The organism is Terricaulis silvestris (genome assembly GCF_009792355.1).
GTDB classification, from domain to species: Bacteria; Pseudomonadota; Alphaproteobacteria; order Caulobacterales; family Aquidulcibacteraceae; genus Vitreimonas; species Vitreimonas silvestris.
In genome coordinates, this window is sequence record NZ_CP047045.1 from 2,206,922 (window position 1) to 2,233,143 (window position 26,222).

Here is a 26,222-nt window from a genome sequence, read left to right on the forward strand (position 1 = left end):
TTTATACCCAGATGTCACATACCAGATATTGATTGCGTGTCCGAAGCAAGGGTATCTTCCGGACGGTATGAGGGAGGCTGCCATGGCCCAGGATTTCGACGACGACGCGCGCCCGGTGGCAATCGCCCCGCCTGCGTGGAGCGAAACCATGGCCCAGGCCGCCCTCGAGGCTGGTTTGGCCATCGAGGGCGACATCCCGGCGGCGATCACGCGGGTGGCGAAACGCGTCGGCGCCTGGGGCGAGGACGAGACGCTGGCCCCGGCGGTGCGCGACCTCCTGCTCGAAGGCAAGATCGCGTTCGACGCGCCGCTAATCCGTGCGGCGCTGTCGGCTGGCGCTGAACTCGCGGTCTCTGCAGCGCTGCTAAAGTGGCCCACCGATCAGCGCGACGAACTCAACGCCATCGCGCGCGCGCAAACGCTGCTCGCAGCGGGCGCGAAGATCGGCATTGTCGGCACCCCGAGTGCTGCGGCGCTCGATGCGCTCGACGCGGCGGCGCGGCTTGCGGCGCCTGGCGTGAACGGCGCAGCCATCTTGGTGCGGCCGGAAGGCGAAGCGGCCAACGCAATCATCGCCGACGATGGCGCGCGCTTGCGCGCAAGTGCTGCACTCGCGGCCGGCGCACGCGCGCTCGACGCGGCGCTCGCGGAGCTGGCGATCGAAGCCGTGCGCAATGGGTTGAACATCGAGAACGGCGGCGTACGCCACAAAGCTGCGGCGGCGCGTCTCGCCGGCGCACCAGATGCCGACATAATCGCAGCACTCGCCGGCGCGGTGGCGCGCGGCGCGTATAGCGCGGCGCTCGATGCTGGCGCCGATCCATCCCGGCGCCGCTTGGTGATCGCAGCGCCTGAAGGCAGCGCGCATCCGCTGACGGCGTTTGGCGCAGGCGCGATCGATCCGACGGGCGTCGCCAGCAGCGCAGACGAGTGCAGCGCCATCGCCGCCAGCATCGCATCCCAGCTGTTCTGGATCGACGGCGCGTTCGACATCAATGCGTTTGAGGCCGCCATCCGCACACTGACACGCGCGCTCGACGCCGCGCACGGCTCGCATGGCGCGTCCCCGCGCCGGCCGATCGTCATTCGCCTCGAAGGTCTGGCGTCGCTGCTGATGCGCGCCGGGCTTGCCTATGACAGCGACGAGGGCCGTGCGTTGGCGACGGACGTCGCGGCGCTGGCGCATGCCGTAGCAATCTCTGAAAGCGCAGCTCTCGGCGCCGCCACGAGCGCCTACCCAGACTGGTCGCGCGACAAAAAGGCCGCCGAAGCCGCGGTCAAAACCGCGCGCGACGCGGCCGCGGCGCTGACCGGGCCAATCGCGGCCCGGGCGCAGGCGACCTATCGCGCGCTTCCCGGCGCGAAGAATGCGGGGCTGCGCGTTTCGGCTGCAATTGCGTTCGCCAACGATGACAGCGCCGCGCGTGCGCTCGGCGTGAGCGCGAGCGGTTTGGCGCCGTTAGCTGGCGTCGCTGCGTATGGCTTGCGCGACGACGGCGGCTTCGGCCGCGTGCTGACCCACGACGCGCGTTTGGGCTTGGCGGCCCTTGGCTATGACGACGACGCGATTGCAGCGTTGACGCGGCACATCGAGGGCCATCGCACCCTGCGCGGCGCGCCCGGCGTGAACCTCGATGCGCTCGCGGCGAAGGGGCTTACGGAGCCCGCGCTGGAGGCGATCGAGGAAGCGGCAATCGATGCGTTCAATCTGCGCGCGGCGGTGCACCCGTTGGTGATCGGCGCGGAGCTTTGCGAGGACGTGCTGAAGCTGCCGCCGGATGTGGCCGCAGGCAAGCGCGGCGACCTTCTGATGACGCTCGGTTTCAGCGAGGCCGACATCGCGGCGGCGGAAGCGTTCTGCATGGGCGCCGGCGATTTTGCCGACGCGCCGCTGGACGAAGCGCACACAGCAGTGTTCGCCGGCGAGCGCGCGATTGCACCGGACGCGCGGATTGCCATGGCGGTCGCTGTGGCGCCGTTCGCGCGCACGGCGCTCGAAATTACCTTGACGCAAACGGACGTGCAGCGGCGCGATGCGTTGCTCGCTAGCGCGCAAGCTGCTGGCGTGGCGCTGATCGCCATCCGCGTCGAAGCCCCGCCGATCACGCTCAGCTTGCCGGCGCTTGAGGAAGACATCGAGGAGCCTCGCGCAACGCCCGCCGCTGCTGCCGCGACGCTTGCGCCATCACAAGCGCAGGAAGCGCCTGCCCGCGTGGAACGCCGCCGCCTACCCGAGCGCCGCAAAGGCTACATCCAGAAAAGCACCGTCGGCGGCCACAAAGTCTATCTGCACACCGGCGAGTACGACGACGGCGAGCTCGGCGAAATCTTCATCGACCTGCACAAGGAAGGCGCCGCCTTCCGCTCGCTGATGAACAATTTCGCCATCTCGATCTCGATCGGCCTGCAATACGGCGTGCCGCTGGAAGAATATTGCGACGCCTTCCTGTTCACGCGCTTCGAGCCCGCCGGCGAAGTGAAGGGCAACGAAACCATCCGCCACGCCACCTCGATCCTCGACTACATCTTCCGCGAACTCGCCGTCTCGTACCTCGGCCGCGCCGATCTCGCGCAGATGGATCCATTCGACGCGCGCGGCGACGGCCTCTCCAAGCGCGCCAACGACGCCGAAAGCGCCGCGCGGCTCATCTCACGCGGCTTCGCGCGCGGGGCGTCGCCGGACAATCTGGTGATGTTGCGGCCACGCTCCGTCGTCGAAAACATCCGCGACCGCCGCGAGCCGATCGCGCCGTCACGCCCTGCCGCCACCGGCTATCGCAACGAACCCTGCGACGCCTGCGGCCACTTCACCGTCGAGCAAACCGGCAAATGCGCTGCCTGCGGCGCAACCGGCGAAGCCAGCGGCGGTTAACGCGCTCTAAGCGTTGGTGGCGCGCGTTCTGCGAGGGTCGCGGCAACACCTTTAAGGATGCGCCATTATGAAACGCGCCGCGCTTATTGCTTGCCTGTTGGCCTTAACGTCCCCCGCGTTCGCGCAGGACGCGGACACCGGCGGCCCGATTACGAACCAAGCTGAACGCGACGTGGTCGCCCAGCGCGTGCGCGGTGGCGCTTCATGCGGAGGCTGCGACCTGTTCCAGATCGATCTCTCCTATCAGGTCGTCTCCGGCCGCAATTTCACCGGCTCGCGCATCCGCCAGTCGGACATGACGATCGCCATCGCTGACCACACCAATTTCACCGGCGCCAATCTCTCGTTGGCCAACCTGTTCGGCGTGCGCGCAACCGGCGCAAACTTCACCGGCGCGAACTTGGATGAAGCGTCGTTGGTCGGCGCCTATTTCGGCAGCGCCAACTTCACTGGCGCGCGGCTGCGCGGCGCGAACCTCTCGGGCGCCGACATGGCGAATGTACGCGGCCTTACACAAGAGCAATTGAATACTGCTTGCGGTGATGCAACGACCACGCTGCCGTCTGGTTTGACTGTTCCGGCTTGCGGTAACAACCAGTAACAAATCTCACTTACTGCATGTTCACTGGCGCGATGTCTTGAGCAGGCATAACTCGGCGCCGTGGTGACACAATTTCGCCTCGCCGCGTTCGCGGTGGCTGCGCTAGTCGTGGTCGGGGCGGGCCAAGCCTTCGCGCTCTGGCCGTTCACCGCGCCACCGCGCCTTGCGACGACACCAGCCTATGGCGGCGTGTGCGAGGAGTGCAATTTAGCCGGCCGCGATCTCAGCGGCGCGCGCATGACCAACTCCGTGTTCAACCGCAGTGATTTTTCAAACGCGAAGATGGCGAGTGCCAATGCATCCGGCTCGGCGTTCGCGGAAGCGAACTTCACCGGCGCCGATCTGCGCGGCACGCGCTTCGCGCAGGCTGACGTCACCAGCGCGAACTTCAGCGGCGCAAACATCGCCGGCGCCGATTTGGAGACGGCGGAAGGTCTAACGCAACGCCAGCTCAACGGCGCATGCGGCGACTACACCACCCGCGTGCCGCGTGGCATGCGCGTGCGGGAGTGCGAGTAACTCAGCGGGTCACAAGCCAACGAGGGCGAGCATAACCAAAAAGCTACCGCACCCGACAAAAATGATCGGCAACCGCAACGCGCCAAGTCGTCTAAACCAAAGCGGATGCGAGACTCCCCACGTGGAAGGCTGAGGCGGGTGCTTCCGGTGCCACGCGCGCGCATAGGGCCACATCAACCCGCCGACACAGATCGCCAAGCCGCCAACAACCAGCGCCACGATCCTGTCTGGAGTCATCAGCTCTTCGCCTGCCCCACGATCCGAATGTGCAGCTCCTTGAGCTGTTTCGGCGTCACTTCGCCTGGGGCGTTCATCATCAGATCTTGAGCCTGCTGGTTGAACGGGAAGACGATGACTTCGCGAATGTTATCGACGCCGGCGAGCAACATGACGATCCGGTCCACGCCCGGCGCCGAGCCACCGTGCGGCGGCGCGCCGAAGCGGAACGCGTTCAGCATGCCACCGAACTTCTCCTCGACCACGCTCTGCGGATAGCCGGCGAGTTCGAACGCCTTGATCATGATCTCCGGCTTATGGTTCCGGATCGCGCCTGAGCTCAGCTCCACGCCGTTGCAGACGATGTCGTACTGGAACGCCGTGATCTTCTCGATCGTCTCACGGTCATTGACGTCGAGCTTCTGAAACGCTTCGTGGTCGTAGTTCGGCATCGAGAACGGGTTGTGAGAGAAGTCGATTCGCTTCTCATCCTCGCTCCACTCGTACATCGGGAAATCGACGATCCAGCAGAACTTGAACTGATCCTTATCGGCAAGATTCAACTCGTCCGCGACCTTGTTCCGGGCGAGACCGGCGAATTTGTAGAAGACGGCCGGATCGCCAGCGACGAAGAACGCCGCGTCGCCGACTTTCAAGCCAAGCTGTTCGCGGATCGCGGCGGCTTTCTCCTGGCCTATGTTTTTCGCGATCGGTCCAGCGCCGCCCTCTTCGCCCTCGCGCCAGAAAATGTAACCAAGTCCCGGCTGACCTTCGCCCTGCGCCCACGCGTTCATGCGATCGGCAAACGCGCGCGAGCCGCCGTTCGGCGCGGGGATCGCCCACACCGCGTGCTTCGGCTTCTCCAGAATGCGCGCAAACAGGCCAAAGCCGCCGGCGCGGAAATGCTCGCTAACGTCTTTCAGGATGAGCGGGTTGCGCAGGTCCGGCTTGTCGGAGCCGTACTTCGCGATCGCTTCGGCAAACGGAATGCGCGGAAATTCGTTGGCTGGCGTCACGCGCTTGCCGCTGCCGAATTCCTCGAACACGCCGGCCAGCACTGGGCCGATGGCGTTGAACACGTCTTCCTGCGTCACGAAGCTCATCTCGAAATCGAGCTGGTAGAACTCGCCGGGCGAACGGTCGGCGCGAGCGTCTTCGTCGCGGAAGCACGGCGCGATTTGGAAGTACTTGTCGAAGCCGGCCACCATCAGCAGCTGCTTGAACTGCTGTGGCGCCTGCGGCAGCGCGTAGAACTTGCCCGGATGCAGACGCGACGGAACGAGGAAGTCGCGCGCGCCCTCGGGCGACGACGCCGTCAGGATCGGGGTTTGAAACTCGGTGAAGCCCTGGTCGATCATGCGGCGGCGCAATGAGGCGATCACCTGGCTGCGTAGCAGGATCGACTTGTGCAGCTTCTCGCGGCGCAGATCGAGGAAGCGGTACTTCAAGCGAAGCTCTTCCGGATAGTCCGGTTCACCGAACACCGGCAGCGGCAGCTCCTCGGCCGCACCCAGCACCTCGAGCGCCGACGCCTGCACTTCGATGCCGCCCGTCGGGATGTTGGCGTTCTTAGTCTCTGCCGTGCGCTCGACCACCTTGCCATCGATCTGGATCACGCTCTCGGCGCGCACGCGCTCAGCGGCGGCGAACGCAGGCGACGAGGGCGCGATGACGATTTGGGTCAGCCCGTAATTGTCGCGCAAATCGATGAACAGCAGCCCGCCATGGTCGCGCTTCCTGTGCACCCAGCCCGAGACGCGCACGTCCTTGCCGGCATGCTCCGGCCGGAGGGCGCCGCAGGTATGGGTACGGTAGGCGTGCATCAGGAAACTCCAGCGAGTCGTGGCTCGCATATTTCGCCGGTTAGGCGCATGGGCAGCGCCGCCTTGTCAAGGCGCGCCCGACCCCGGCAGAACAGCGCTGCGCATGTGCAACCTCTATTCCATGACCAAATCCCGCGAAGCGCTGGTGGCTTACACCCGCGCCATGCGTGATCGGACGGCGAACCAGCCGCCCTTGCCCGCGATTTTCCCGGACCAGATGGCGCCAGTGGTGGGCACCTCGAAAGAAGGCCTGCGCGAGGTCACGATGATGCGCTGGGGCTTTCCGGCTGCCGGTGGCGGCAAGCGGCCGGTGACCAACATCCGCAATCTCGGTTCCAATTATTGGAAGGGCTGGCTCGATCAGCCCCGTTTTCGCTGCGTCGTGCCGGCGACAAGTTTCGTGGAATACACGGACTCGACGCCAAAGGTGGCGCATTGGTTTGCGCTCGGCGACGACCGGCCGCTTTTCTGCTTCGCCGGCCTATGGCGGCCATGGACCGGCGTGCGCGGCAAGGAGGACGGCACGCACCTGCTGTTCGGCATTCTCACCACCGAGCCGAACGAGCTGACCAAGCCGATCCACGCTGAAGCGATGCCGGTAATGCTGACGGGCGACGAGATCGAGACTTGGCTCGAAGCGCCGCTTCAAGACGCCGTGAAGCTCGCGAAACCGTTTCCGCCAGAGCGGATGAAGATCGTATTGTCGGGACCAAGGGAAGATTTAGGCGAAGATTCGGGGGAAGCGTCATGAAGTGGCTGATTGGACTAGGCGTCGTTGTCGCCATCGCTGGCGGCGCGTTCTGGTATTTTGTTGCTGATGGCGCGACGCCAACGCAGGCCGATGGCGAGTTCGATATCGCGGCCTACCGCGCGCTCGTCGCCAACGATGCGCCAGAAACTCTACCTCAAGAGGTGCGGGTCGAGTTCGTGGGTGAGAGCGCCGCGCCGAGCTTTGCGGCTGTCGCGGGCGATTTCAGCGGCGACAAGACCTTCGCCTACGTCTCGTTCCAGATCGTCGCGCCCGATGGCGCAACCATCATCGACGGCGCGGTCGATGCCGAGACACTGAGCGTGATGTCCGACGGCAGCGGCGCGTTCGATGCGGCCGCCTATCAGCGCGTACTCGACGCTGAAACCCAAGCCGCGCGCGTAATGATCACGCACGAACACTTGGATCACGTCATGGCAATCGCGCGCCACCCCCAACCGGCCGCCATCGCCGCGCAGCTTCGCCTCACGCAGTCGCAACTGGACGGTTTGCCGGAGCACGCGCCCGGCGGCGTGCTCGGACCCGAAATTGCGGGCATCACCACTATCGATATCAGCGCGCCGACGCGCATTGCGCCGGGCATCGTCGCGGTCGCCAAGCCTGGTCACGCGCCGGGTGAGATCGCGATTTACGTTCGCACGACGTCGGAGCGCGAGTATTTGTTCATCGGCGACATCGCTTGGCTTATGGGCGCCATCGAGCGCACTAGCAGCCGACCGCGCTTCATCCGGTTCATCATGCCGGGCGTCGATCCCGACCGGCCGGCAGTGTTGCGCCAGATTCGCGCGCTTCACGATCTACGCACAGCGGAACCGGACCTGGTGATCGTCCCCGCGCATGACGACGAATATCTACGCGGATTGGTGGGAAGCGGCGCATTGATCGAGCAATTCGTCGTCAGGGCTGCGGAAACACCGGCTCCAAGCGGCGAATCGCCGCCAGCCAGCCCTTGACCCCGCCAGCGGCGCGGACCAGTCACGGCTAATGCGCGTCATCACCAAGACGGCCGACCTCGAAACGCTGCGCCAGGAGCTGGCCGCGGCGCCCTTCGTCGCGGTCGACACCGAGTTCATGCGCGAGACCACGTACTGGCCCAAGCTCTGCCTCATCCAGGCTGCGGCCGAGGGCGTCGAAGCGGTGATCGATCCGTTGGCCGAGGGCTTGGACCTCGGCCCGTTCATGGCGCTGATGGCCGACCGCAACGTGCTGAAAATCTTTCACGCCGCGCGGCAGGATTTGGAAATCTTTCTTAAGCTCGGTGGTGCGCTGCCGCATCCGGTATTTGATTCACAAATCGCCGCGATGGCATGCGGCTACGGCGACACCGTCGCCTACGACGCGCTGGTGCAGCAGGTGCTGAAGCGGCGGTTGGACAAGAGCTCACGCTTTACTGATTGGAGCCGCCGGCCGCTGTCGGAGTCCCAGCTCGCGTACGCGCTCGCGGACGTGACCCATCTCCGCGATCTGTATCCGAAGCTCCACACCAAGCTCGAGAGCGAGGATCGGCTGTCGTGGCTGGACGAGGAGCACGCCAACCTGCTCAATCCGGCGATCTATGACACGACACCTGAGAACGCCTGGAACCGATTGAAGCTGCGCAAGACGACGGCCGACTTCGTACTTGGCCTGCAGGTCGCGGCGGCTTGGCGCGAGCGCCAGGCACAGTTGCGCGATGTGCCGCGCGGGCGGATCGTCAAGGACGAGGCGCTTTACGAAATCGCAGAGCAGCGGCCGAAAAACGCGGCGGACTTCGATCGCATGCGCGCCGTGCCGCGCGGGTTTGGCAATTCGCGCTCAGCGCAGGAGCTGATCCAAGCGCTTGACCGCGCGTTCTCCGATCCGAACCGGGATCAGTACAAGCACGAACGCTTGCCGCCGCTGCCGTCGGGCCTAGGGCCGACAGTGGAATTGCTGAAAGTGTTGTTGCGCTTTGAAGCCGAGCATCACCAAGTGGCGCCGCGATTGATTGCGTCCGCTTCGGATGTGGAAGCAATCGCGGCGAGCGACACCGCCGATGTGGCGGCGCTGCGCGGCTGGCGGCGCAAGGTGTTCGGCGAACGCGCGCTAGCGCTGAAGCACGGCAAGCTGGCGCTGAAGCTGAAAGACGGCAAAGTCTTCGTCGAAGACGTTTAGCAATATGGACCGCCGGCGCCCTCGCCGGCATGCCGCCAGATCGAACAAGCGCCACCGCTTGTCGGTAGCAGGCGCGCCGTGCCGGCGGGGGCCGGCGGTCCATATTGGCGTTGCGTCCAATTTATATCATGGGCGCTAGGCGTTGAGCGCGGCCTTGCAGGCAGCTTTGAAATCGTAATCGACATACGCGGCGCAATCCGGCCACTTGCCGCTCTCGACCCAGTATTGCGCCAGCCCCAAGCGCGCAGCGAGGCGCGGAAAGCGCTGGGATTTCCAGGCAGGCTCGCCGCCAGTGGCGACGAAGAGTTGCAACGGCGCTTGCGCGCGCGCCATGCCGAAACCGTCGTGATTGTCCGGCTTCAGGCCGCGGCCCGTATCCAGCGCATTCCCGATCAAGTCGAACGCGCGCTCCGCACAGCCGTAGCCAGCCGCGACCAGGCAGGTTGAGAGCGGCAGAGGCGAGTTTTGCGTCGAGAGCATGGTGAGCAGCTGATCGCAAGCGTCACGGCGCTCGGTCTCGCCGAGACGCAGCAGATTGATGTAGTTCTGCAGCACCGCGATGTCGCGGTCGATGACGGCGCGGCGCGGCGGCACGCCGGGTGCGGCGAGCGCTTCGGCTTCGTCCGGCCGCTTGGCGACACAGAGCGTCGTCCACATGATGTACCAAGTGAACGCGGAATCCGGCCAACGCGTCCATGCGGAACGGATCACTTCGATGGCGGTGAACGGATCGCCGCGCGCGCTGATCAAGCTGGCGCGCAAGCCTTCGACGGCGGGGCCAAGCGGATCGAGCACGCTCGCGGTCTCCAGCGCTTTTGCCGCGTCCCTGAGCCGGCCGACGCCGTAGAGCCATGCGGCGCGCGCGACGTGAAGCGACGGATCGTTTGGCGTGCGCTTCAGCGCTTCATTCACCAGCCGGAGCTTTTCACCATGCTCGTCGAACGCGGGCTTCAGCAGCGACAGCGCCGCGTAAGCCTGCGCACAATCGGCATCGAGTTCGAGCGCGCGGACAGCGGCTTCGACGGCGGCGTCGTGTTCGGGCTCGCCAATGCAATCGCGGTCGCGTGGTAACAGCAGCGCGCGCACGCTCGCCAGCATCGCCCAGGCCGGCGCGAAGTCCGGCGCCAAGCCAACGCAACGCTCCAACAACACCGATGCCTGGTCCTCCTCGATGTCGTTCATCATCAGCCAGATTTGGCGGGCGCGCAGGTAGAGTTCATAGGCCGCGGGATCGATTGGCGCTGCGCGCTCGGTTTGCGCAAGTGAACGCCGGAGCGATGCCGCGACCTTGCCGGCGATATCGTCTTCCAGCGCGAAGACGTCGGCGCGGTCGCCGTCATAGTGCTCGCTCCAGATCGCCGCGCCGGTCGTGGCGTCGATGAGCTGGGCGTTGACGCGGAGCTTGGTCCCGCTGCAGCGGACCGAGCCGTCGAGAACGTGCGACGCCTTTAGCGCCGCCGCCGCTTCGCTCTTGCGATCGCCGCGGAATTGAAACGCCGAGGTGCGGCCGATGACCTTGATCTTGGATTGGCGCAGCAGCGTATTGATGATCTCGTCGGCGACGCCCTCGGAGAAATAATTCATCTCCGTTTCGTCGCTCTCATTATCGAACGGCAGCACGGCCAACACCGGATCTGGCTTGCGCGTGCGTGGTTTCTGAGCGGCGACATTCTCGAACGTGAAGATGTCGATGGTCTCGGCCATCTTATCGAGATGCGCCGAGCCCGCTGGATGTAGCCGCTGCGCCAGCGCGCCACGAACGGCGCGGCGGACGTCCATCGAGACCAGCACCACGCCAGGCTGCGCCAATTGCTGCAAGCGCGCCGCGACGTTGACGCTGTGGCCGAGCAGATCACCGTTTGGCGCCTGCATCACATCGCCGACGTGCACGCCGACACGCACACTACGGCGCTCAACGCGCCCATCCCACAACAGCTCGGCCGCACCCAAGGCACCGGCGGCCGAGCAGAACTCCAGCATGAAGCCGTCGCCGGCGGTGTTGAAGATGCGCCCGCCGTGCACGAGCGCTGCGCCCTCAAGCGCACTGCGCAGCGCGCCGACGCGATCCAGCGCTGCGCCTTCATCGACTTCGCTGAGCGCAGAATAGCCGACGATGTCGATCGACATGATCGCCGCCAGTTTCCGTGGGCCAGGTTCCTCGGTCACGTTGTCCCCGCGAGTGCGGGTTGGTTCTAGCACGCCAAGCGGCGCGGGCGATGCCCGTCAGGCGCCGGAATCGCGTGGAATATCCTCAAAGTACGGCTCCACTTTGCCGCTGTACTTGATCGTCAGCTGCTTGCCCTTGCGGTCGAGCGTCTTGCCGACGGCCAAGCGCACCCAGCCCTCGCTCACGCAGTATTCCTCGACGTTGGTTTTCTCGTTGCCGTTGAACCGCACGCCAATGCCGCGCTCCAACAACTTGGCGTCGTGATACGGGCTCGCGGGATCGACCGAGAGGCGATCTGGGGGCGTGTCGCTCATACGATTTTCGTCTCCGCGGTGAGACCCAGCGCCTGGGCGGCGGCATCCAGCCGGCGCGACGCAGTCTCGGTGACCAAATGTGCTACGCGCTTCTTCACACGAAGCACCAGCTTGTCGTCAACTGCGGCAATGTCGAACGAGGCCAGCAATACCTCGCTGCGGCCCGACAAATCCGCGCCAAGCCGGAGCGCCGCACCCAAAGCGGCGGCGGCGGCCTGCTGTTCTTCATTGAGCAGCCGCAGATAGGCGTCGGCGTGGCGCGGCTGGGCCTTGGTGTAGCGGTGATGGATGGCGGCCGCGAGGAACGCGCGTTCTTCGTGACTGATTGCGGCGAGTGGCGCGCGTAGGATCAGATCGAACATCACCTCGACGCGCTGGTCCGGATGCAGCGGCCCGCCCACGTCGGCCAACCGCGCAGCCGCGCCGCGCACAACTTCGTCGCGCTTCTTGCCGAAGATCGGCACTTGGCCAACGAACATCGGCGCGATCCACTGCTCCAGCGATTGCCCAAACGCCCGCGTCCGCGACCAGCGGCCAGCCAGCGCTTCAGCTGCTGCGATCAACGGATGCACCGAAAGCGCCTGCTCGCTCATGCGCTCCAACAGCACGCCCTCGCGCAAGCCAAACGCAGAGAGGATCACGCGGTCAAAATTCCCCGCCATCATCACGCGCTCGAGCACGACGGCCGCGTACGGCAGAGTATCCGCGCGCTTTGCGGCGGCTTCTTCCAGTTTTTCCAGGGAGCGCCGGCTCTGCTTACGCACAACGTCGGCCACCTTCAGCACTTCAGCGCGGCTCATCTGGTGATGATGCAGCACGCCGAGCGGGTGGTTGGTCAGCGCGATATCGATGCGGCCAAGCGCGCGCCAAGCGCCGCCAACGGCGTAGAAATCGCCACCGCGTCGGCCGAGCAGCTTGGTTGTGGTCAGCACCTTCTCGACTTGATCGCTGACGCGCTCATAGTCGAACTCCTCGCGTGCCAGCGTCAGCGGCCCCAGCGGAAACGTCTCACCACGCCCAAGACCCTTCGGGCTGATCTCAATCAGCTCAAGGCTAGCGCCGCCAAGATCGCCGACAATGCCTTTCGCGTCCGGCGCGCCGGCGCTGACTCCCAATGCGGACAAACGGGCCTCGTCATCGCCGCTCAAGATACGGAGCTTCAGCCCGGTTTCGTCATAAATACGATCGGCGAAGGCGCGGCCATCATTGGCCTCGCGCACGGCGGCAGTGGCGACGGGAAACACTTCGCGAATCTGCAGCGCCTCGATCAACGTCGCGAAGCGTTTGATCGCGCGCACCGCTATCTCCACGCCTTCGGGCGAGAGCATCTGTGTGCGGTTCAGATCGCGGCCCAGACCGGCCATGACCTTTTCGTTCAAGATCGGTGTCATGGCGCGGCCGTCGATGCGGTACACCACCATACGCACGGAGTTAGAGCCGACGTCGATGACGGCGGCTTCCTGGCCGTCTCGGAGGACGGACCGGCTCACGATGAAACGACTTTAGTAGGTGCGCGCGCCGATGTGATCGAACGCGGCAGGCGCATCGCCCTTGAGCGCGCGGCCGCGGCCCGAGAGGCTCGGGTTGCGCATGAAGTACACGTGCGCCGAGAACGGATTATCCAGCTTCGAAACATCGACCCGTGTGAACACCCCGTCCTGGTCCATGTACCAGGACTGCGCCTCATCGTTGAGGTTCGCGACCATGATTTGGTCGAGTACTTGCTGGTGAACGGTTTGATTTTCAACCGGAGTCATGACTTCGACCCGGCGCTCCAGGTTCCGGGGCATCCAATCGGCCGAGGAAATGAACACCTTGGCGTCCGGATTGGGGAGTTTCCGCCCGGCGCCGAAACAAACGATGCGCGCGTGCTCCAGGAACCGCCCGACGATCGATTTGACGGTGATGTTCTCCGACATGCCCGGCACGCCGGGGCGCAAGCAGCAGACGCCACGCACGATCAGTTCTATTTTCACGCCGGCGTTGGAAGCGCGATAAAGCGCGTCGATGATCTCGGGATGCACCAGCGCGTTGAGCTTGGCCCAGATCGCGCCATCGCGCCCGGCGCGGACGTGGTCGATCTCCGCTTCGATCAGATCGAGGATGGTCTGCTTGGAGTTGATCGGCGACATCGCGAGTCGTTCAAGTTCAGCTGGGCGCGCGTAACCCGTGACGAAGTTGAATAGCTTGCCGGCGTCCCGGCCGAGCGCTGGATCGCAGGTGAAGAGCGAGAGGTCGGTGTAAATCCGCGCCGTGATCGGGTGATAGTTGCCGGTGCCGAAGTGGGTGTAGGTGCGCAGGCCCTCGGCTTCACGGCGAACGACGAGGCTCACCTTGGCGTGGGTTTTGAAATCGATGAAGCCGTATACCACCGAAGCGCCGGCGCGCTCCAAAGTCTGCGCAACTTTGAGGTTCGCTTCTTCGTCGAAGCGCGCTTTCAGTTCGATAACAGCGGTGACGTTCTTGCCGGCTTCGGCAGCCGCTATCAGCGCCGCGACGATCGGGGAATCTTTCGAGGTGCGGTAGAGCGTCTGCTTGATGGCGACCACCGCTGGATCGGCGGCGGCCTGGCGCACGAACTGAACCACCGAGTCGAACGATTCAAACGGGTGATGGACGAGGATGTCCTTGGCCCGGATCGCAGCGAAGCAATCGCCACCGAAATCCTTGATCCGCTCCGGGAAACGCGGCTCGTAGCGCGTGAACTTCAGATCGGCGCGCTCTTCATTGACCAGCGCCGAAAGCGCCGACAGCCCCAGCATGCCGTCCACAACAACGACGTCGCGCGCATCAGCTTCCAGTTCGCGGATGATGAAGCCGCGCAGGTCCTCCGGCATCTGCGCTTCGATCTTCAAGCGCACGATGTCGCCGAGACGGCGTTCTTTGAGGCGCGTTTCGAACTCGCGCACAAGGTCTTCGGCCTCTTCCTGGATTTCGATATCGCTGTCACGGACGATGCGGAACGCGCCCTTGGCCTCGACGTGATAGTCAGGGAAGAGCTCGCTCAAGAACTCCATGATCGTGTTTTCGAGCGTAAAGAACCGGCGCTGCGGGCGCTCGCCGGGCGCGAGTTCCGTTTGCGGATGCGCCAGCGTGACGTCGATGAAGCGAGCAACTTGGCTCGGCACCGGGATTAGCGCGTTAAGCGGGCGGCCATCGCCCCGGCGTTTCAGCTTCAGCGCGATGGCGAAACCCAGGTTCGGAATGAACGGGAACGGGTGGGCCGGATCGACCGCGAGCGGCGTCAGCAGCGGAAACACTTCGGACATGAACAGCGAGCGCAGGAAAGCGCGCTCCGCGTCGGTCAGCTCTTCCGGCGCCAGCACGGCGATGCCGGTGGCGCGCAGTTCACCGCGCAGGAAACGCCAGTTCTCTTGCTGGCGCTCGATCAGCTCCTGCGCGTCAGCGTGAATGCGGTTGAGCTGTTCGTTCGGCGTCAGGCCATCGAGGCTCAGCACCTGCGCGCCGACTTTTACCTGCTCGTGCAGGCCCGCGACGCGGACCATGTAGAATTCATCGAGGTTGGACGCGGAGATCGAGAGGAAGCGCAGGCGTTCGAGCAGCGGGTGGTTGGCGTTCTCCGCTTCTTCCAGAACGCGCGTGTTGAACGCGAGCCACGACAGCTCGCGATTGATGAACCGCTTCGGGCTCGTCAGCAGCGACACATCTTCGGCCGCCGCTACAGCGCGCGTTTTTCTGCGCGTCTTCGCCATCTCTTAACCGTCTCCGACACCCCACGCGGCCTGCGCTTTTTCGAGCGCCAAACGCGCCGCTTTGAGAGCGACGGGCTTGGCCCCCTTCACCAGATCCGCGTCCAGCGCCGCCGCCATTTGATGCGCCGCGGCGAAAGTCCGCGGCAGCCGGCGGGCCAGATACCGAGCAGCATCATCGCTCAATAAGATGAATTGTTCACGACAAACGCGCCGCAGAACCACCTCCATCAGCGTTTCATCCGGCTCCCCAAGCCGCGCCACGGCCAAGGATTTTAACCGGGAGGCAAGGTCTGGGATCGGTGTCGGCCAGTTTGACGGACTGTCGCCACCCACGAGCAGCACCGCGCCGCCCTCGGTGCGGGCGAGATCGAGGATGCGCCAGAACATCGGATCGTCCCGCTCGCCGTCGGCGTCATCGATGAACAGCCGCCCACCGCTTTCGCGGAAGATCGCCGCGGCATCGTCCGGGCTAGCGGCTGGCGTGATCTGGCGGGCGCCGGCTTCGAGCGCCCAGGCGAGCGCCAAATGCGTCTTGCCTGAGCCTTTCGACCCCGTCAGCGCCAGCGCTCCGTTCGGCCACGCGCGCCAACCGGTCAGCAGGTTGGCCGCGTCGCGATTGGCTTCGGAGACCACCAACGTCGCAGGCGAGCGCTCGCCCATGCGGAACTCGAACAGGCGGGGCTGGCTCATGGGGCGGCCCGGCTATCTCCCGCCAGCCACGCGCAGGACGGGGCCGTTCGAACTATCGGCCAAAGCAATGCCGCGCCGCGCGAGTTCAGCGACGAGTTGATTGCGGTCGCCGACAAACGAGAACGACACCAGCGCGCCTTCGCGGCCTACCGCTTCGATGCGGATTTCCGAGATTAGCGTCGAGGCCGCGCCTTCGAGCGCATCCTTGATCTGCTCCCATTGCGCTTGGTTGCCGTAGAGCGCCGACGCCGAAATACGCGCGCGCTGCCCGCCGCCGGTGGCGATGCGGCCCTTCCAGTCGTTCTGAATGCGCGTGCTGGCTTGATCCGCGAGCGAAGCCAGCGCTGCGCGCGTAGCGGCGGCGTCCGTGCCATCGATGCGCGCGGTCACTTCGCCACGATCGCGGCTGGCGTTGCCATCGACTTCAACCAGCGTGGCCGTCGCCGTTGAGCCTTGCACGCGCAACGTCGCGTAAAGCGCCGAAGCCGCAGCGGCCGCTTGGGCGAACGGCGCGGCGCTAGTCCAAGCCGGCGCGCCTTGCAGGGAGGCCGGAGCGACGGCGAGCGGCACCAGTTCGTCGCCAAAACCGCCTTGCGCCCAAACTTCGCGCCAGAGCGTGGCCGTCTCTTCCGGCACGCCGCTCGACACCAGCGGCGCAACCAGGACCGGCGCGGTGCGGGTATCGACAACAGTCAGGCCCTGCTGGCGCAACAACGCGCGCACGCCCGACGGATCGAAGCGCACGGTGAGGCGGCCGATGTAGCGCGTAGCGGAGCGGCGCTCTTCTTCCACGTCCACGCTGAGCACCAGCGCCTCCAAAGCGGCGCCCTCGGCCGCAGGCATCCCGCGAGCGACCAATTCGTTCGGCACCGTCAGCCGGCGCACCAGCCGCTCAAAGGCCGCCCGCTGGGCCGAGGTGAACCCTGCCTGCTGCGCCGCGGCGGCGTTGGCGGCCGTCGCGTCCACATGGACCCCAGACACCGCGTAAACATTGTCGCGCCCCTGGGCGCTTGCGACGCCGGGCGACACCGCGCACAACGCCGCGAAGAACGCGGCGATGGCAGCCAGAGACGTTATTTTCATTCTGGGACCTCGTTGCGGGCGGCGGCCGACCCTAACCGGCGCGGAATCGCCTATCAATGTGGCGGCTTCTGGACTCATGACGTGACCAATCCTCAAAACCCGCGCGGAACCAACGGCCTGACCTACCGGGACGCCGGCGTTGATATCGATGAAGGCGAACGGCTGGTCGATCTGATCAAGCCGGCGGCGAAATCCACAGCCCGGCCAGGGGCGGAAGCGGGTCTGGGCGGATTCGCCGCCGTATTCGACCCTAAGGCCGCAGGCTTCAAGGATCCTATCTTTCTTGCAACCACGGATGGCGTCGGCACCAAGTTGAAGATCGCGATCGAAAGCGGTCGCCACGAGACGGTGGGCATCGATCTGGTCGCCATGTGCGTGAACGACCTCTCCGCCCAAGGCGCCGAGCCACTGATGTTTTTGGACTATTACGCCACTGGGAAGCTCAACGCCGACGAAGCCGCCCTCGTGGTGCAAGGCATCGCCGAAGGCTGCCGCCAAGCGGGCGCAGCACTCGCGGGCGGCGAGACCGCGGAAATGCCAGGCATGTACGGCAAAGGCGACTACGACCTCGCCGGCTTCTCCGTCGGCGCTGCTGAGCGCGGCACCCTGCTGCCGCGCGTCGACGAGATGCAGACGGGCGATGTCATCATCGGCATCGCCTCAAGCGGCCCGCACTCGAACGGCTACTCGCTGGTGCGCAAAGTGGTGGAGCGTTCCGGCCTCGCCTGGGATGCGCCGGCGCCATTCGCGAACGGCAAGACGCTGGCCGAAGCGCTGCTCACACCGACGCGGATCTATGCAAAGGCGCTGAAGCCAGTGTTCGAATCGAAACTGGCAAAGGGCGCCGCGCACATCACCGGCGGCGGCTTGGTCGAGAACACCCCGCGCGCACTACCGGATCATCTCGCCGCCGACTTCGACTGGAACGCATGGAAGCGCCCTGCCGTATTCGAGTGGCTGCAATCCACCGGCGGCGTGCCGGAAGAAGACATGCGCCGCACCTTCAACTTGGGCGTCGGCATGATCCTCATTGTTGCGCTTGAGCGTGAAAAGGACGTGCTGGCGATGCTGACGGCTGGCGGAGAAAGCGCGTTCAGAATCGGCGTGCTGAAAGCGGTCTAGTGCAAGCCGCCACCAACGCCCGTGCTCTCCCGATAGGGAGAGCTGTCATCGCGCAAAGCGGGATGACTGAGAGGGTGGCGCCGACGTTTGCAACTTTCCGCGCTGCCCTTTCCGTCTCGCGTGCTCCGCACACGAGCCACCTTTCCCTACTGGGAAAGGACGGATGGTGAGAGCGGCCCCATGACCAAGAAGCGCGTCGCCGTCCTCATCTCCGGCAGAGGCTCCAACCTGCAAGCGCTGCTCGATGCCGAGCAAAACGCCTACGAAATCGCCCTCGTCATCTCCAACGTCCCCAACGCCGGCGGCCTCGATCGCGCACGTGCGGCGAACATCGAAGCGCTCGAACTCGATCACAAACCCTTCGGCAAAGACCGCGAAGCGTTTGAGCGCGATCTCAACACGCTGCTCACCGCGCGCACCATCGAGATCGTCGCCCTCGCCGGCTTTATGCGCGTGTTAACGCCCTACTTCGTGCGCGCCTGGGCTGGGCGCCTCGTCAACATCCATCCCTCGCTTCTGCCCAAGTTTCCCGGCATCAACACCCACGCGCGCGCGCTGGAAGCGGGCGACATTGAACATGGCTGCACAGTTCATCTCGTCGTCGAGGAGGTGGATTCAGGCGAAGTCCTCGGCCAGGCGCGCATGAGCATCGAACCAAGCGACACCGCCGAAACGCTCGCTACGCGCGTGCTCGGCCTCGAACACGACCTCTATCCGCGCTGCCTCGCTGCGCTGGCGTCGCGAATGCCCTGATTGCGACGTTGCCTAGCATGGTGCGGAAGCGTACCCTAACCGCATCGCTTGCCGGCAATTTGGGCGCAAGCGGCTGAGAGAGACGCAATTTGCACTCTTGCCCTTAGGCGGCGAGAGTCATGTCCAGCACCGTTTCCGATTCTCAAGTTTTTTCCTCCACCAATCGGCTCCTTTCGCTGTTGGGTCACTCAGATCTCGCGCTGCTGACACCACATCTGACGCGCATTCCGCTCGCGACGCGCCAAAGCATCGAGCGGCCGAACGAGGACATCACGCATGTCTATTTCGTTGAAAGCGGCATCGTATCGATCGTCGCGCACTCGGCTGCGCATGAGAGCATTGAAGCGGGCCTGATTGGCTACGAAGGCGTGACGGGCATCTCTGTCATCATGGGCGATCATCGCACGCCGCACGAAGCCTTCGTTCAGTTCGAAGGCGGCGCGTTGCGCATCGAAACCGCCGCGTTCCGAGACGCCTTGGCGCAGAGCGAAACACTCACCCGGCTCATGCTGCACTTCGTGCACATCTTCAACATTCAGGTCGCGCACACGGCTCTAGCCAACGGCCGCGCGCACATCGAAGAACGCCTCGCACGTTGGCTGCTGATGGTGCATGACCGCACTGTCGGCGACGAAGCGACGCTCACGCATGAATTCATCGCACTCATGCTCGGCGTCCGTCGGCCCGGCGTCACCGACGCGCTGCATGCGCTCGAAGGCAAAGCCATGATCCGCTCCACGCGCGGCATCGTCCGCATCGTCGATCGCGAGGGCTTAGAGTCACTTGCGAGCGGTACGTACGGGGTGCCAGAGTCCGAGTACCGTCGCTTGATCGGCTGATGCGCCGAACGCGCGAATCGCCAGCAGGATCAAGGAGTTCGTCCGCTTCCGTACAGGCGCACTACGCGCTCAAATCAGATGCTAGGCCACGTCTGAGATTTTGTGGGCGCCGCAAAGAAAACGCGGCTGAAGAGACTGTGAGCTCTTGCCCTTTCGGCGAGGGCTTTCACGCGTGCTTCAGCGACCGTCCAACACTCTGCTTGCGTTGTTGCCTGATGCGGACTGGGCGTTGATTGCGCCGAAGCTGGAAGCCGTCGAACTCGTGCATCGTCTGCCGATCGAAGTCGCGAACGAGCCGATCGAGCACGCCTATTTCCCGACCGCCGGCATTATCTCCATCGTCGCCAAAGCGCCGACCGGCTAGCAAATCGAAGCGGGCGTCATCGGCCGCGAAGGCATGTCGGGCTTGGCGATCGTCATGAGCAATCATAGATCGCCGAACGACGCATTCGTTCAACTCGCGGGGCGCGCAGTTCGCATCACCAGCGATGATCTGCGCGAGGTCCTCAGTCAAAGCACTGCGTTCCGTCAGCTGGCGCAACGCTTCGTGCAGGTGTTCATGGCGCAAGTGGCGCAGACCGCACTCGCCAACGGCCGCGCCAAGATCGAAGAGCGCTTGGCGCGCTGGCTGCTGATGGCGCAGGACCGGCTCGACGATAGCAACCTAACGCTGACGCACGAGTTCATCGCGTTGATGCTGGGTGTCCGGCGCCCGGGCGTGACCGACGCGCTGAACGACCTCGAAGGCAAAGGCCTGATCCGCTCCAGCCGCGGCGCGCTGCGGATTATCGACCGGCACGGCTTGGAAGCCACCGCCGGCGGCATCTACGGGGTGCCCGAAGCTGAGTACAAACGCCTGATCGGCTAACTCAGCCTGCACAATTGGTGACGAACGCCGCAATGCCCACGATCCAGCAAAACGAGATGCAGATCGTGAACAACCACCAGCTCCGCCCTCGCGATGGCCTGTCCATGCTGTGGATTATACGGGGGGTGGAACTTGTTTCAGGCTCAATCCGAAAGTGAACAAATATCCGCCGATTAGGGGGATAGAGGCGCCCTCTATCCCACACTTCGCGCCAGCCTTAGCAGGTTGGAGCGCGCGGCTCCGCCGCGCATTTTCACCACACGCTCAAGCGTTTGCGGTCAAGCGGGGCTGAAGCCCCGCGCTCCAACCTGCAAATATTTGCGCCAATCTATCCGACCGAATTGACTCCGCCCTACAGTGCGTCCGTCCGCACACGGGAGATTTCGAAGAGCTCCGAAACTTTGGAATGTGTTGGATCGGAATCGGCGTGGTGATGATCGCCAAGCAACGGCAAGTCCGAAGCGAACGATGATCACATTTGCCCGCTTAATCGGCGGGGCCCATCGGGACTTTCGGGACCCGAAGCGCGCGGAACCGGGAACGGCGCCTGGAGCTAAGGCAAAGTCAAGCTGGGGAGGCTTGGCCAAGTCCCAAGAACTCCACATCCCGTCCGGGAAAAACGATTTCGTCACGGGGCGCGCGAAGCGCGCAAGCGTTGGTTGGAGACAACCGGCGCACCTAGAGACTACCTCAGCGCGGATCGCGCGCCCCGGCTCCCATTTTTCACGGAGCACGACCATCTCAACGTCCGCTTCCGGCGAGACGCAGCGTTTCCGCGCGCCTATATTTTCCGCACACGGAGACCGCCACATGGCTGAACGCGACTACGTCCTTGGCACCCATGACGACGAAATCTACCGCCTCGGCTACCAGCACCGCGTTTGGCGCCCTCGCGCGCTCGATGCCTGGGCCCGCGCTCACATCGGCGACGGCTGCAAGGTGATCGATTTCGGCGCCGGACCAGGCTTTGCGACCATGGACCTAGCCGAAATGGTTGGTCCGACCGGCGAAGTCCACGCGCTCGAACGCTCGCGCCGATTCCTCGATACGCTCGAAGCCCAAGCCAAAGCGCGCGGCTTTGCCCAAGTGAAAGCCCACGAGATCGACATCGTCACCGACGCCATCCCCGTGAAGGACGCCGACGCCGCCTGGGCCCGTTGGATCTTTGCGTTTTTGCCCAACCCGAAAGACGCACTGAAGAAGCTGGTCGCGGCGCTGAAGCCGGGCGGCACGCTCGTGTTCCACGAATACATCGACTACCAGACCTGGAAGCTCGCGCCGCCGGCGCCAAACTTCGAGAAGTTCGTCGACGAAGTCTCCGCCAACTGGCGCGCCTCAGGCGGCGAACCGGACATAGCGCGACACCTGCCAGCGTGGCTGACGGAAATGGGCTTAAAAGTTGAAAGCCTGAAGCCCTACGTCGACGTCGTATCCAAGAACGACAACGTATGGCGCTGGCCGATCGGCTTCTTCGACATCCACATCGATCGCCTGCTCGAACTCGACCGCATCACGCCGCAGACTGCGAAGGACATGCGCGATGAGTTCGCGCGCGTCTCGCAACTGCCCGGCACGCTGATGGTGACGCCGCTGGTGCTTGAGATCATTGCGCGGAAGTAGTTGTCGAACGCGCGAAGGCGGGCTTAGGCTCACGCGGTCAACCAAGGAGTTTTTTTATGCCAGATAAACGCCCAGGCGGTCCGTTGCCCGGTCAAACCGGCACGACGCAAAAAAATCCCGCGCCAGGCAAAGGCACAGCGCCTGCGAAGCCAGGCCCAGGCGGCAAAGGCGGCGGCGGCAAGAAGTAGATCACGAGAGTCATTCCAGATCACGCTCCGCGTGTCTGGAATGACTCAGGTTGACTAGCTAGCCAACGATCTCTTGATCGGTGAAGAAGAACTCGATTTCGCGTGCGGCGTTCTCTTGGCTGTCCGAGCCGTGCACGGAGTTCGCTTCGATCGATTCAGCAAACTCCTTGCGGATCGTGCCTGGCGCCGCGTTGGCGGGATTGGTCGCGCCCATCACGTCGCGATACTTGGCCACCGCGTTGTCGCCTTCGAGTACTTGGACGACGACTGGGCCGGAGATCATGAAGGTCACGAGATCGCGGAAGAACGGCCGCTCCTTGTGAATGGCGTAGAAGCCTTCGGCTTGGCCTTCCGAGAGCTGGACGCGCTTCTGGCCAATGATGCGCAGACCCGACTTCTCGATCACCGCGTTGATCGCGCCCGTCAGATTGCGCTTGGTCGCGTCCGGCTTGATGATCGAGAAGGTGCGTTCGACGGTCATTGGCCCCAGGCTCCTGAATTTGGAGCCGGGTCTATAGCCTTCGCACCTGCACTCGCCAAGTGCGTCAGAAGCACCCGGCGGCGGCCTATTCGGCCGCCGCCGGGTGCTTGCTTCAGTAGCACTCAACCGCGGTAATCAGACCGTTCGCGTCGGTGAGGAAGTTGATGCGCTCGGCCGAGAAATCCATCGTCACCGGCGTGTCCGGCGCGATGATGCGGTGGTTGAGACCAGTGGGGATCGTAATCGCCGCCACGTTTGTGCCGATCATCGCGCGATAGCCGCTGGCGCCGCACGTATCCTGCGCGGTGGCTTCTTCGCGCGTCGTCGGCGCAGCGGCGACGGGCGCCGGCGTTTCGGGCTCAGGCGTCACGGTGGTGGTCTGACCACAAGCGACCAACGTCAGCGCCGCGGCTGCTATCAACAAAGCGCGCATCTGCATCTCTCCTCAATAACAATTGAGCGACGCGACGTTGCCGTCGGTGCCGGTGGTGATGTTAAGCCGCGTCGGCACGAAATCCTGCGTGACCATCGTCTCGGGCGTCACGATGCGCGTGCCTGGCGGCAGCGTGGCGAGATCAATGCCGCTGGCGGGCGTGCCGATCAGCGCTTGATGCGCGGCGGCGCCGCACGTGTCGGCGGCGGTTGCTTCAGCAGCATTGGTCGGACCGACCGGCGCTTCAAAAGCCGCGGGCTCAGCCGGCGGCGGCGTATCGGCGGCAGGCGGCGTGCAGGCGGCAGCGAGCAGAGCGAAGGCGAACAGCGATGCGCGGATCATGTGGGCTCTCCTAGTAACACTGCAGCGCGATGATCACGCCGTGCTCGTCGGTGATGATATTGAGCCGATTGGAGCGGAAGTCATCAGTCACGGCGGTTCCCGGAGCGATCACGCGGACGCTCGCGGGAACTTGCATGTCCGCGACCGGTGTTCCGATCCGATCACGGAAAGAGCGCGCGCCGCAGGTGTTGCGCGCAGTGGCGTCCTCCGCGTTTTGGGGCGCCGCAATTCCGCTGACGCCGCCGCGTTCGTAGACGGAAGCGCTCCGCTCCAATTCGCGATAAGTCGGCGTGCGTTCGGTGGCGCAGGCGCCAAGCAAAAGCAGCGCACCCAACATCCCCGCCAGTCTCATGCCTGCTTCTCCCACTTGCCCGCAGCACTCTCGCGCCAGTATGAGGCCGCGATGCCGGCCTCCTTGGCGGCTTTCCAACGCAACCGCGCCGATTCCAAGGCAGCCTGGTCGCGACCGTCGAAGACGAGGCATGCGCGTTCAAACGCCGCGATGTCGCCAGCCTCAGCGCCGTCGATCAGGAAAAGCACCTGCGCGCCGTTGGGATTGCCGCCTTCGGTGGTGAGCCAAATCGGCTGCCGCGCGGGATCACCCTCGCGGGCGTGGGGGAGAAAGCTCTCCTCGCGGTACGTCCACAGCGTGTCGTCCAACGCATCGAGGCGCTCCGGCGCGCCGCCACGAATCAGCGCACGCCAGCCACGCTGCAAGCACTTCTCCAACAGCGGCGGCAACGCCCGCTCAAGCTCGCTGCGCTCCAGATGATAGAACCAGAGTTCAGCCATGCGCCAAGAAGTCCTGACCATCGCAAACAATGCGCGAGGCTACTTTGATCTCTGCATCGGGAATGGCGGCCCCGTCAGCGAGACTGCCGGCGCTGATGCGATCGCGGCGCACGTCGAACGAACATACGGCGCCGATCGCCGGCACTGGTTCGTCGTGCGTGAGCTGAAGCGCATACGCGGTGCGACGACGCTCTCCTTGTCGCACGTCAAACCGTATCCACGTGGCGATAATCCCGGCATCCACACGCCAAACGCCCGATGTCGAGGCAATGGTCGCGTTCACCCACTGCAAACTTTGCCTCGGGAGTGCATATGCGCCCGTCGTGCTGAGCAATGCCCCCGCGAGAATGAGCGATCGAAACAGCATCAATCTTCGTAGCGGTTTGCGATCAAGCGATTGAGCAGGCGGACTCCGTAACCCGTGGCCCAAGCAGGCGACAACGGATCATCATACGGCCCCGACTTCCACGCTGTGCCCGCGATATCGAGGTGCGCCCAAGGCGTGCCGTCTTTGACGAAGCGCTTGATGAATTGCGCGCCAATGATCGAGCCAGCGACGGGCTTGCCGGCGATGTTCTTCATGTCGGCGTTCGGCGTATCGATCAGCTTGTCGTAAGCGGCGCCGAGCGGCAGACGCCACACCGGCTCGCCTTCGGCGGTCGCGGCGGAGATGATGGCTTGCGCCAAATCTTCGTCGTTCGAGAACATGCCGGCGTGTTCGTTGCCAAGCGCAACGATCACGGCGCCCGTCAGCGTAGCGAGATCGATCACGGCGCTCGGGTCGAACTTGTCCTGCGCGTACCAGACAGCGTCGGCGAGGATGAGGCGGCCTTCGGCGTCGGTGTTGAGCACTTCGATGGTCTGGCCCGACATCGTTGTGACGATGTCGCCCGGACGCTGCGCGTTGGGGCCGGGCATGTTCTCGACCAGCGCCACCACGCCGACGACGTTCGCCTTCGCCTTGCGCAGCGCGATCGCCTTCATCGTACCGGCAACAGCTGCGGCGCCGCCCATGTCGCCCTTCATTTCGTCCATGCCGCCGGCGGGCTTGATCGAGATACCGCCAGTGTCGAACGTGACGCCCTTGCCGACGAGCGCCACCGGCTTGGACTTCTTCGAGCTAGAGCCCTTCCAGCTCATGGTCACTAAACGGCCCGGACGCACGCTGCCTTGCGCGACGCCGAGCAGCGCGCCCATGCCGAGCCGCTCCATCGCGGTGTGATCGAGCACGTTCACTTCAATGCCAATGGTTTCGAGATCGCGTAGCCGCTCAGCGAAACTCTCGGGATAGAGAACATTCGGCGGTTCGCTGACGAGATCGCGCGCAAAGAATACGCCCTCGACGATGGCCTCATCCTTCTCAGCGCGTGCACGCGCTGCGGCGGGGCCGTCGATCGAGATTTCGACCGTGGTCAGCGTCGGTTGCTGCTCCGGCTTCAACTTGGTGCGGTAGGTGTCGAAGCGGTATGAGGCGAGGCGCGCGCCCATCGCGGCGTGCGAACCGGCTTCGGCCTTGGACACGCTCGGCAGCGCGTCCGGCTGCAGCACCAGCTTCTCAGCGCCAGACGTCAGCGTGCGCTTCACGGCGTGGCCGGCCCAGCGTTCCACCGCCATGCCGTCTGCAGCGTCAGCCTTGCCGACGCCGATCACCAACACGCGGGCGAAATCGACGCCATCCGGCGCCAATACATCGACGACCTGCCCTGGCCCGCCTTTGAAGTTGACGGCCTTGGTCGCCTTGGCGATGCGCCCGCCAGACGCGGAGTCGAGCGCCTTGCCGGCGTCCAGCAATTCGCCGCCTTCACTGGCCATGACTGCCACAACGTCGCCGCCGCCGGCGGTCACAAATCGGATGTCCATGATTTCCCTTGGGGCACATTCGCG

27 protein-coding genes are annotated in these 26,222 nt (G+C 64.6%); 13 read left to right on the forward strand and 14 right to left on the reverse strand.

Annotated elements, in window-relative coordinates; translation table 11 throughout:
- Positions 1 to 82: 82 nt before the first annotated feature.
- The 3 genes from DSM104635_RS11270 to DSM104635_RS11280 all read left to right on the forward strand — a co-directional run bounded on the left by DSM104635_RS11270 (position 83) and on the right by DSM104635_RS11280 (position 3,992).
- A complete protein-coding gene (locus tag DSM104635_RS11270) occupies positions 83 to 2,872 on the forward strand; it encodes a TSCPD domain-containing protein (protein WP_158766293.1) in 2,790 nt (929 codons plus the stop codon).
- 67 nt (positions 2,873 to 2,939) lie between these two features.
- Positions 2,940 to 3,473: a pentapeptide repeat-containing protein gene (locus DSM104635_RS11275; protein WP_158766294.1), complete on the forward strand. Its 534-nt coding sequence runs from the start codon at positions 2,940 to 2,942 to the stop codon at positions 3,471 to 3,473.
- Between the two features lie 63 nt (positions 3,474 to 3,536).
- Positions 3,537 to 3,992: a pentapeptide repeat-containing protein gene (locus DSM104635_RS11280; RefSeq protein WP_158766295.1), complete on the forward strand. Its 456-nt coding sequence runs from the start codon at positions 3,537 to 3,539 to the stop codon at positions 3,990 to 3,992.
- A 236-nt stretch (positions 3,993 to 4,228) separates the two neighbouring features.
- Here DSM104635_RS11280 and aspS read toward each other — a convergent pair whose 3' ends face one another.
- Positions 4,229 to 6,031: an aspartate--tRNA ligase gene (aspS, locus tag DSM104635_RS11285; RefSeq protein WP_158766296.1), complete on the reverse strand. Its 1,803-nt coding sequence runs from the start codon at positions 6,029 to 6,031 to the stop codon at positions 4,229 to 4,231.
- Positions 6,032 to 6,134: 103 nt separating this feature from the next.
- On the opposite strand from aspS, the gene DSM104635_RS11290 reads away from it, so the two are divergent.
- Genes DSM104635_RS11290 through rnd form a run of 3 tightly spaced genes read left to right on the forward strand, consistent with a single transcriptional unit; the run spans position 6,135 to position 8,933 of the window.
- A complete protein-coding gene (locus DSM104635_RS11290) occupies positions 6,135 to 6,782 on the forward strand; it encodes an SOS response-associated peptidase (RefSeq protein WP_158766297.1) in 648 nt (215 codons plus the stop codon).
- Entirely contained in the window at positions 6,779 to 7,753 is a 975-nt protein-coding gene (locus tag DSM104635_RS11295; protein WP_158766298.1) for an MBL fold metallo-hydrolase, read from the forward strand. The genes DSM104635_RS11290 and DSM104635_RS11295 overlap by 4 nt, the downstream gene beginning before the upstream one ends.
- A 31-nt stretch (positions 7,754 to 7,784) precedes the next feature.
- Complete coding sequence (gene rnd / locus DSM104635_RS11300; protein ID WP_158766299.1) at positions 7,785 to 8,933, forward strand: ribonuclease D; 1,149 nt, start codon at positions 7,785 to 7,787, stop codon at positions 8,931 to 8,933.
- Between the two features lie 135 nt (positions 8,934 to 9,068).
- On the opposite strand, the gene DSM104635_RS11305 is transcribed toward rnd, so the two are convergent.
- From DSM104635_RS11305 to DSM104635_RS11330, 6 genes are read right to left on the reverse strand one after another with little or no spacing between them, the layout of a single operon-like run.
- On the reverse strand, positions 9,069 to 11,099 hold the full coding sequence (locus DSM104635_RS11305) for an adenylate/guanylate cyclase domain-containing protein (RefSeq protein WP_158766300.1): 2,031 nt from the start codon (positions 11,097 to 11,099) through the stop codon (positions 9,069 to 9,071).
- Positions 11,100 to 11,156: 57 nt separating this feature from the next.
- Positions 11,157 to 11,414 carry a DUF3297 family protein gene (locus DSM104635_RS11310; RefSeq protein ID WP_158766301.1) on the reverse strand — a complete coding sequence of 86 codons (258 nt, stop codon included), beginning with the start codon at positions 11,412 to 11,414 and terminating at the stop codon, positions 11,157 to 11,159.
- Positions 11,411 to 12,904: a Ppx/GppA family phosphatase gene (locus DSM104635_RS11315; protein WP_158766302.1), complete on the reverse strand. Its 1,494-nt coding sequence runs from the start codon at positions 12,902 to 12,904 to the stop codon at positions 11,411 to 11,413. Before DSM104635_RS11315 ends, DSM104635_RS11310 begins: the two co-directional genes overlap by 4 nt.
- A 12-nt stretch (positions 12,905 to 12,916) precedes the next feature.
- Complete coding sequence (locus DSM104635_RS11320) at positions 12,917 to 15,127, reverse strand: RNA degradosome polyphosphate kinase (RefSeq protein WP_158766303.1); 2,211 nt, start codon at positions 15,125 to 15,127, stop codon at positions 12,917 to 12,919.
- 3 nt (positions 15,128 to 15,130) lie between these two features.
- Entirely contained in the window at positions 15,131 to 15,817 is a 687-nt protein-coding gene (locus DSM104635_RS11325; protein WP_158766304.1) for a P-loop NTPase family protein, read from the reverse strand.
- A 12-nt stretch (positions 15,818 to 15,829) separates the two neighbouring features.
- A complete protein-coding gene (locus tag DSM104635_RS11330; protein WP_228445661.1) occupies positions 15,830 to 16,900 on the reverse strand; it encodes a DUF8605 domain-containing protein in 1,071 nt (356 codons plus the stop codon).
- An 81-nt stretch (positions 16,901 to 16,981) separates the two neighbouring features.
- Here DSM104635_RS11330 and purM point away from each other — a divergent pair, with 81 nt between their 5' ends.
- The 7 genes from purM to DSM104635_RS20015 all read left to right on the forward strand — a co-directional run bounded on the left by purM (position 16,982) and on the right by DSM104635_RS20015 (position 22,290).
- On the forward strand, positions 16,982 to 18,022 hold the full coding sequence (gene purM, locus DSM104635_RS11335) for a phosphoribosylformylglycinamidine cyclo-ligase (protein ID WP_228445662.1): 1,041 nt from the start codon (positions 16,982 to 16,984) through the stop codon (positions 18,020 to 18,022).
- Between the two features lie 180 nt (positions 18,023 to 18,202).
- Entirely contained in the window at positions 18,203 to 18,775 is a 573-nt protein-coding gene (gene purN, locus DSM104635_RS11340; RefSeq protein ID WP_158766307.1) for a phosphoribosylglycinamide formyltransferase, read from the forward strand.
- 119 nt (positions 18,776 to 18,894) lie between these two features.
- Positions 18,895 to 19,614, forward strand: coding sequence for a Crp/Fnr family transcriptional regulator (locus DSM104635_RS11345; protein ID WP_158766308.1), 720 nt, complete (start codon positions 18,895 to 18,897; stop codon positions 19,612 to 19,614).
- A 172-nt stretch (positions 19,615 to 19,786) separates the two neighbouring features.
- On the forward strand, positions 19,787 to 19,978 hold the full coding sequence (locus DSM104635_RS19910) for a hypothetical protein (protein ID WP_228445663.1): 192 nt from the start codon (positions 19,787 to 19,789) through the stop codon (positions 19,976 to 19,978).
- Positions 19,979 to 20,032: 54 nt separating this feature from the next.
- A complete protein-coding gene (locus tag DSM104635_RS19915) occupies positions 20,033 to 20,482 on the forward strand; it encodes a Crp/Fnr family transcriptional regulator (RefSeq protein ID WP_228445664.1) in 450 nt (149 codons plus the stop codon).
- Between the two features lie 810 nt (positions 20,483 to 21,292).
- Positions 21,293 to 22,102 carry a methyltransferase domain-containing protein gene (locus tag DSM104635_RS11355; RefSeq protein ID WP_158766309.1) on the forward strand — a complete coding sequence of 270 codons (810 nt, stop codon included), beginning with the start codon at positions 21,293 to 21,295 and terminating at the stop codon, positions 22,100 to 22,102.
- A 56-nt stretch (positions 22,103 to 22,158) separates the two neighbouring features.
- Entirely contained in the window at positions 22,159 to 22,290 is a 132-nt protein-coding gene (locus DSM104635_RS20015) for a hypothetical protein (protein WP_267129024.1), read from the forward strand.
- A gap of 58 nt (positions 22,291 to 22,348) precedes the next feature.
- Here DSM104635_RS20015 and ndk read toward each other — a convergent pair whose 3' ends face one another.
- The 7 genes from ndk to DSM104635_RS11390 all read right to left on the reverse strand — a co-directional run bounded on the left by ndk (position 22,349) and on the right by DSM104635_RS11390 (position 26,198).
- Positions 22,349 to 22,771: a nucleoside-diphosphate kinase gene (gene ndk / locus DSM104635_RS11360; RefSeq protein WP_158766310.1), complete on the reverse strand. Its 423-nt coding sequence runs from the start codon at positions 22,769 to 22,771 to the stop codon at positions 22,349 to 22,351.
- 112 nt (positions 22,772 to 22,883) lie between these two features.
- Entirely contained in the window at positions 22,884 to 23,204 is a 321-nt protein-coding gene (locus tag DSM104635_RS11365; RefSeq protein ID WP_158766311.1) for an I78 family peptidase inhibitor, read from the reverse strand.
- Between the two features lie 12 nt (positions 23,205 to 23,216).
- A complete protein-coding gene (locus DSM104635_RS11370) occupies positions 23,217 to 23,546 on the reverse strand; it encodes an I78 family peptidase inhibitor (RefSeq protein WP_158766312.1) in 330 nt (109 codons plus the stop codon).
- A gap of 10 nt (positions 23,547 to 23,556) precedes the next feature.
- A complete protein-coding gene (locus tag DSM104635_RS11375; RefSeq protein WP_158766313.1) occupies positions 23,557 to 23,898 on the reverse strand; it encodes an I78 family peptidase inhibitor in 342 nt (113 codons plus the stop codon).
- A complete protein-coding gene (locus DSM104635_RS11380) occupies positions 23,895 to 24,338 on the reverse strand; it encodes a DNA polymerase III subunit chi (RefSeq protein WP_158766314.1) in 444 nt (147 codons plus the stop codon). The genes DSM104635_RS11375 and DSM104635_RS11380 overlap by 4 nt, the downstream gene beginning before the upstream one ends.
- Positions 24,331 to 24,621 (reverse strand): hypothetical protein, encoded by a 291-nt coding sequence (locus tag DSM104635_RS11385; RefSeq protein ID WP_158766315.1) that lies wholly within the window; start codon positions 24,619 to 24,621, stop codon positions 24,331 to 24,333. Before DSM104635_RS11385 ends, DSM104635_RS11380 begins: the two co-directional genes overlap by 8 nt.
- 83 nt (positions 24,622 to 24,704) lie before the next feature.
- Positions 24,705 to 26,198 carry a leucyl aminopeptidase gene (locus DSM104635_RS11390; RefSeq protein WP_158766316.1) on the reverse strand — a complete coding sequence of 498 codons (1,494 nt, stop codon included), beginning with the start codon at positions 26,196 to 26,198 and terminating at the stop codon, positions 24,705 to 24,707.
- Between the last annotated feature and the right edge of the window lie 24 nt (positions 26,199 to 26,222).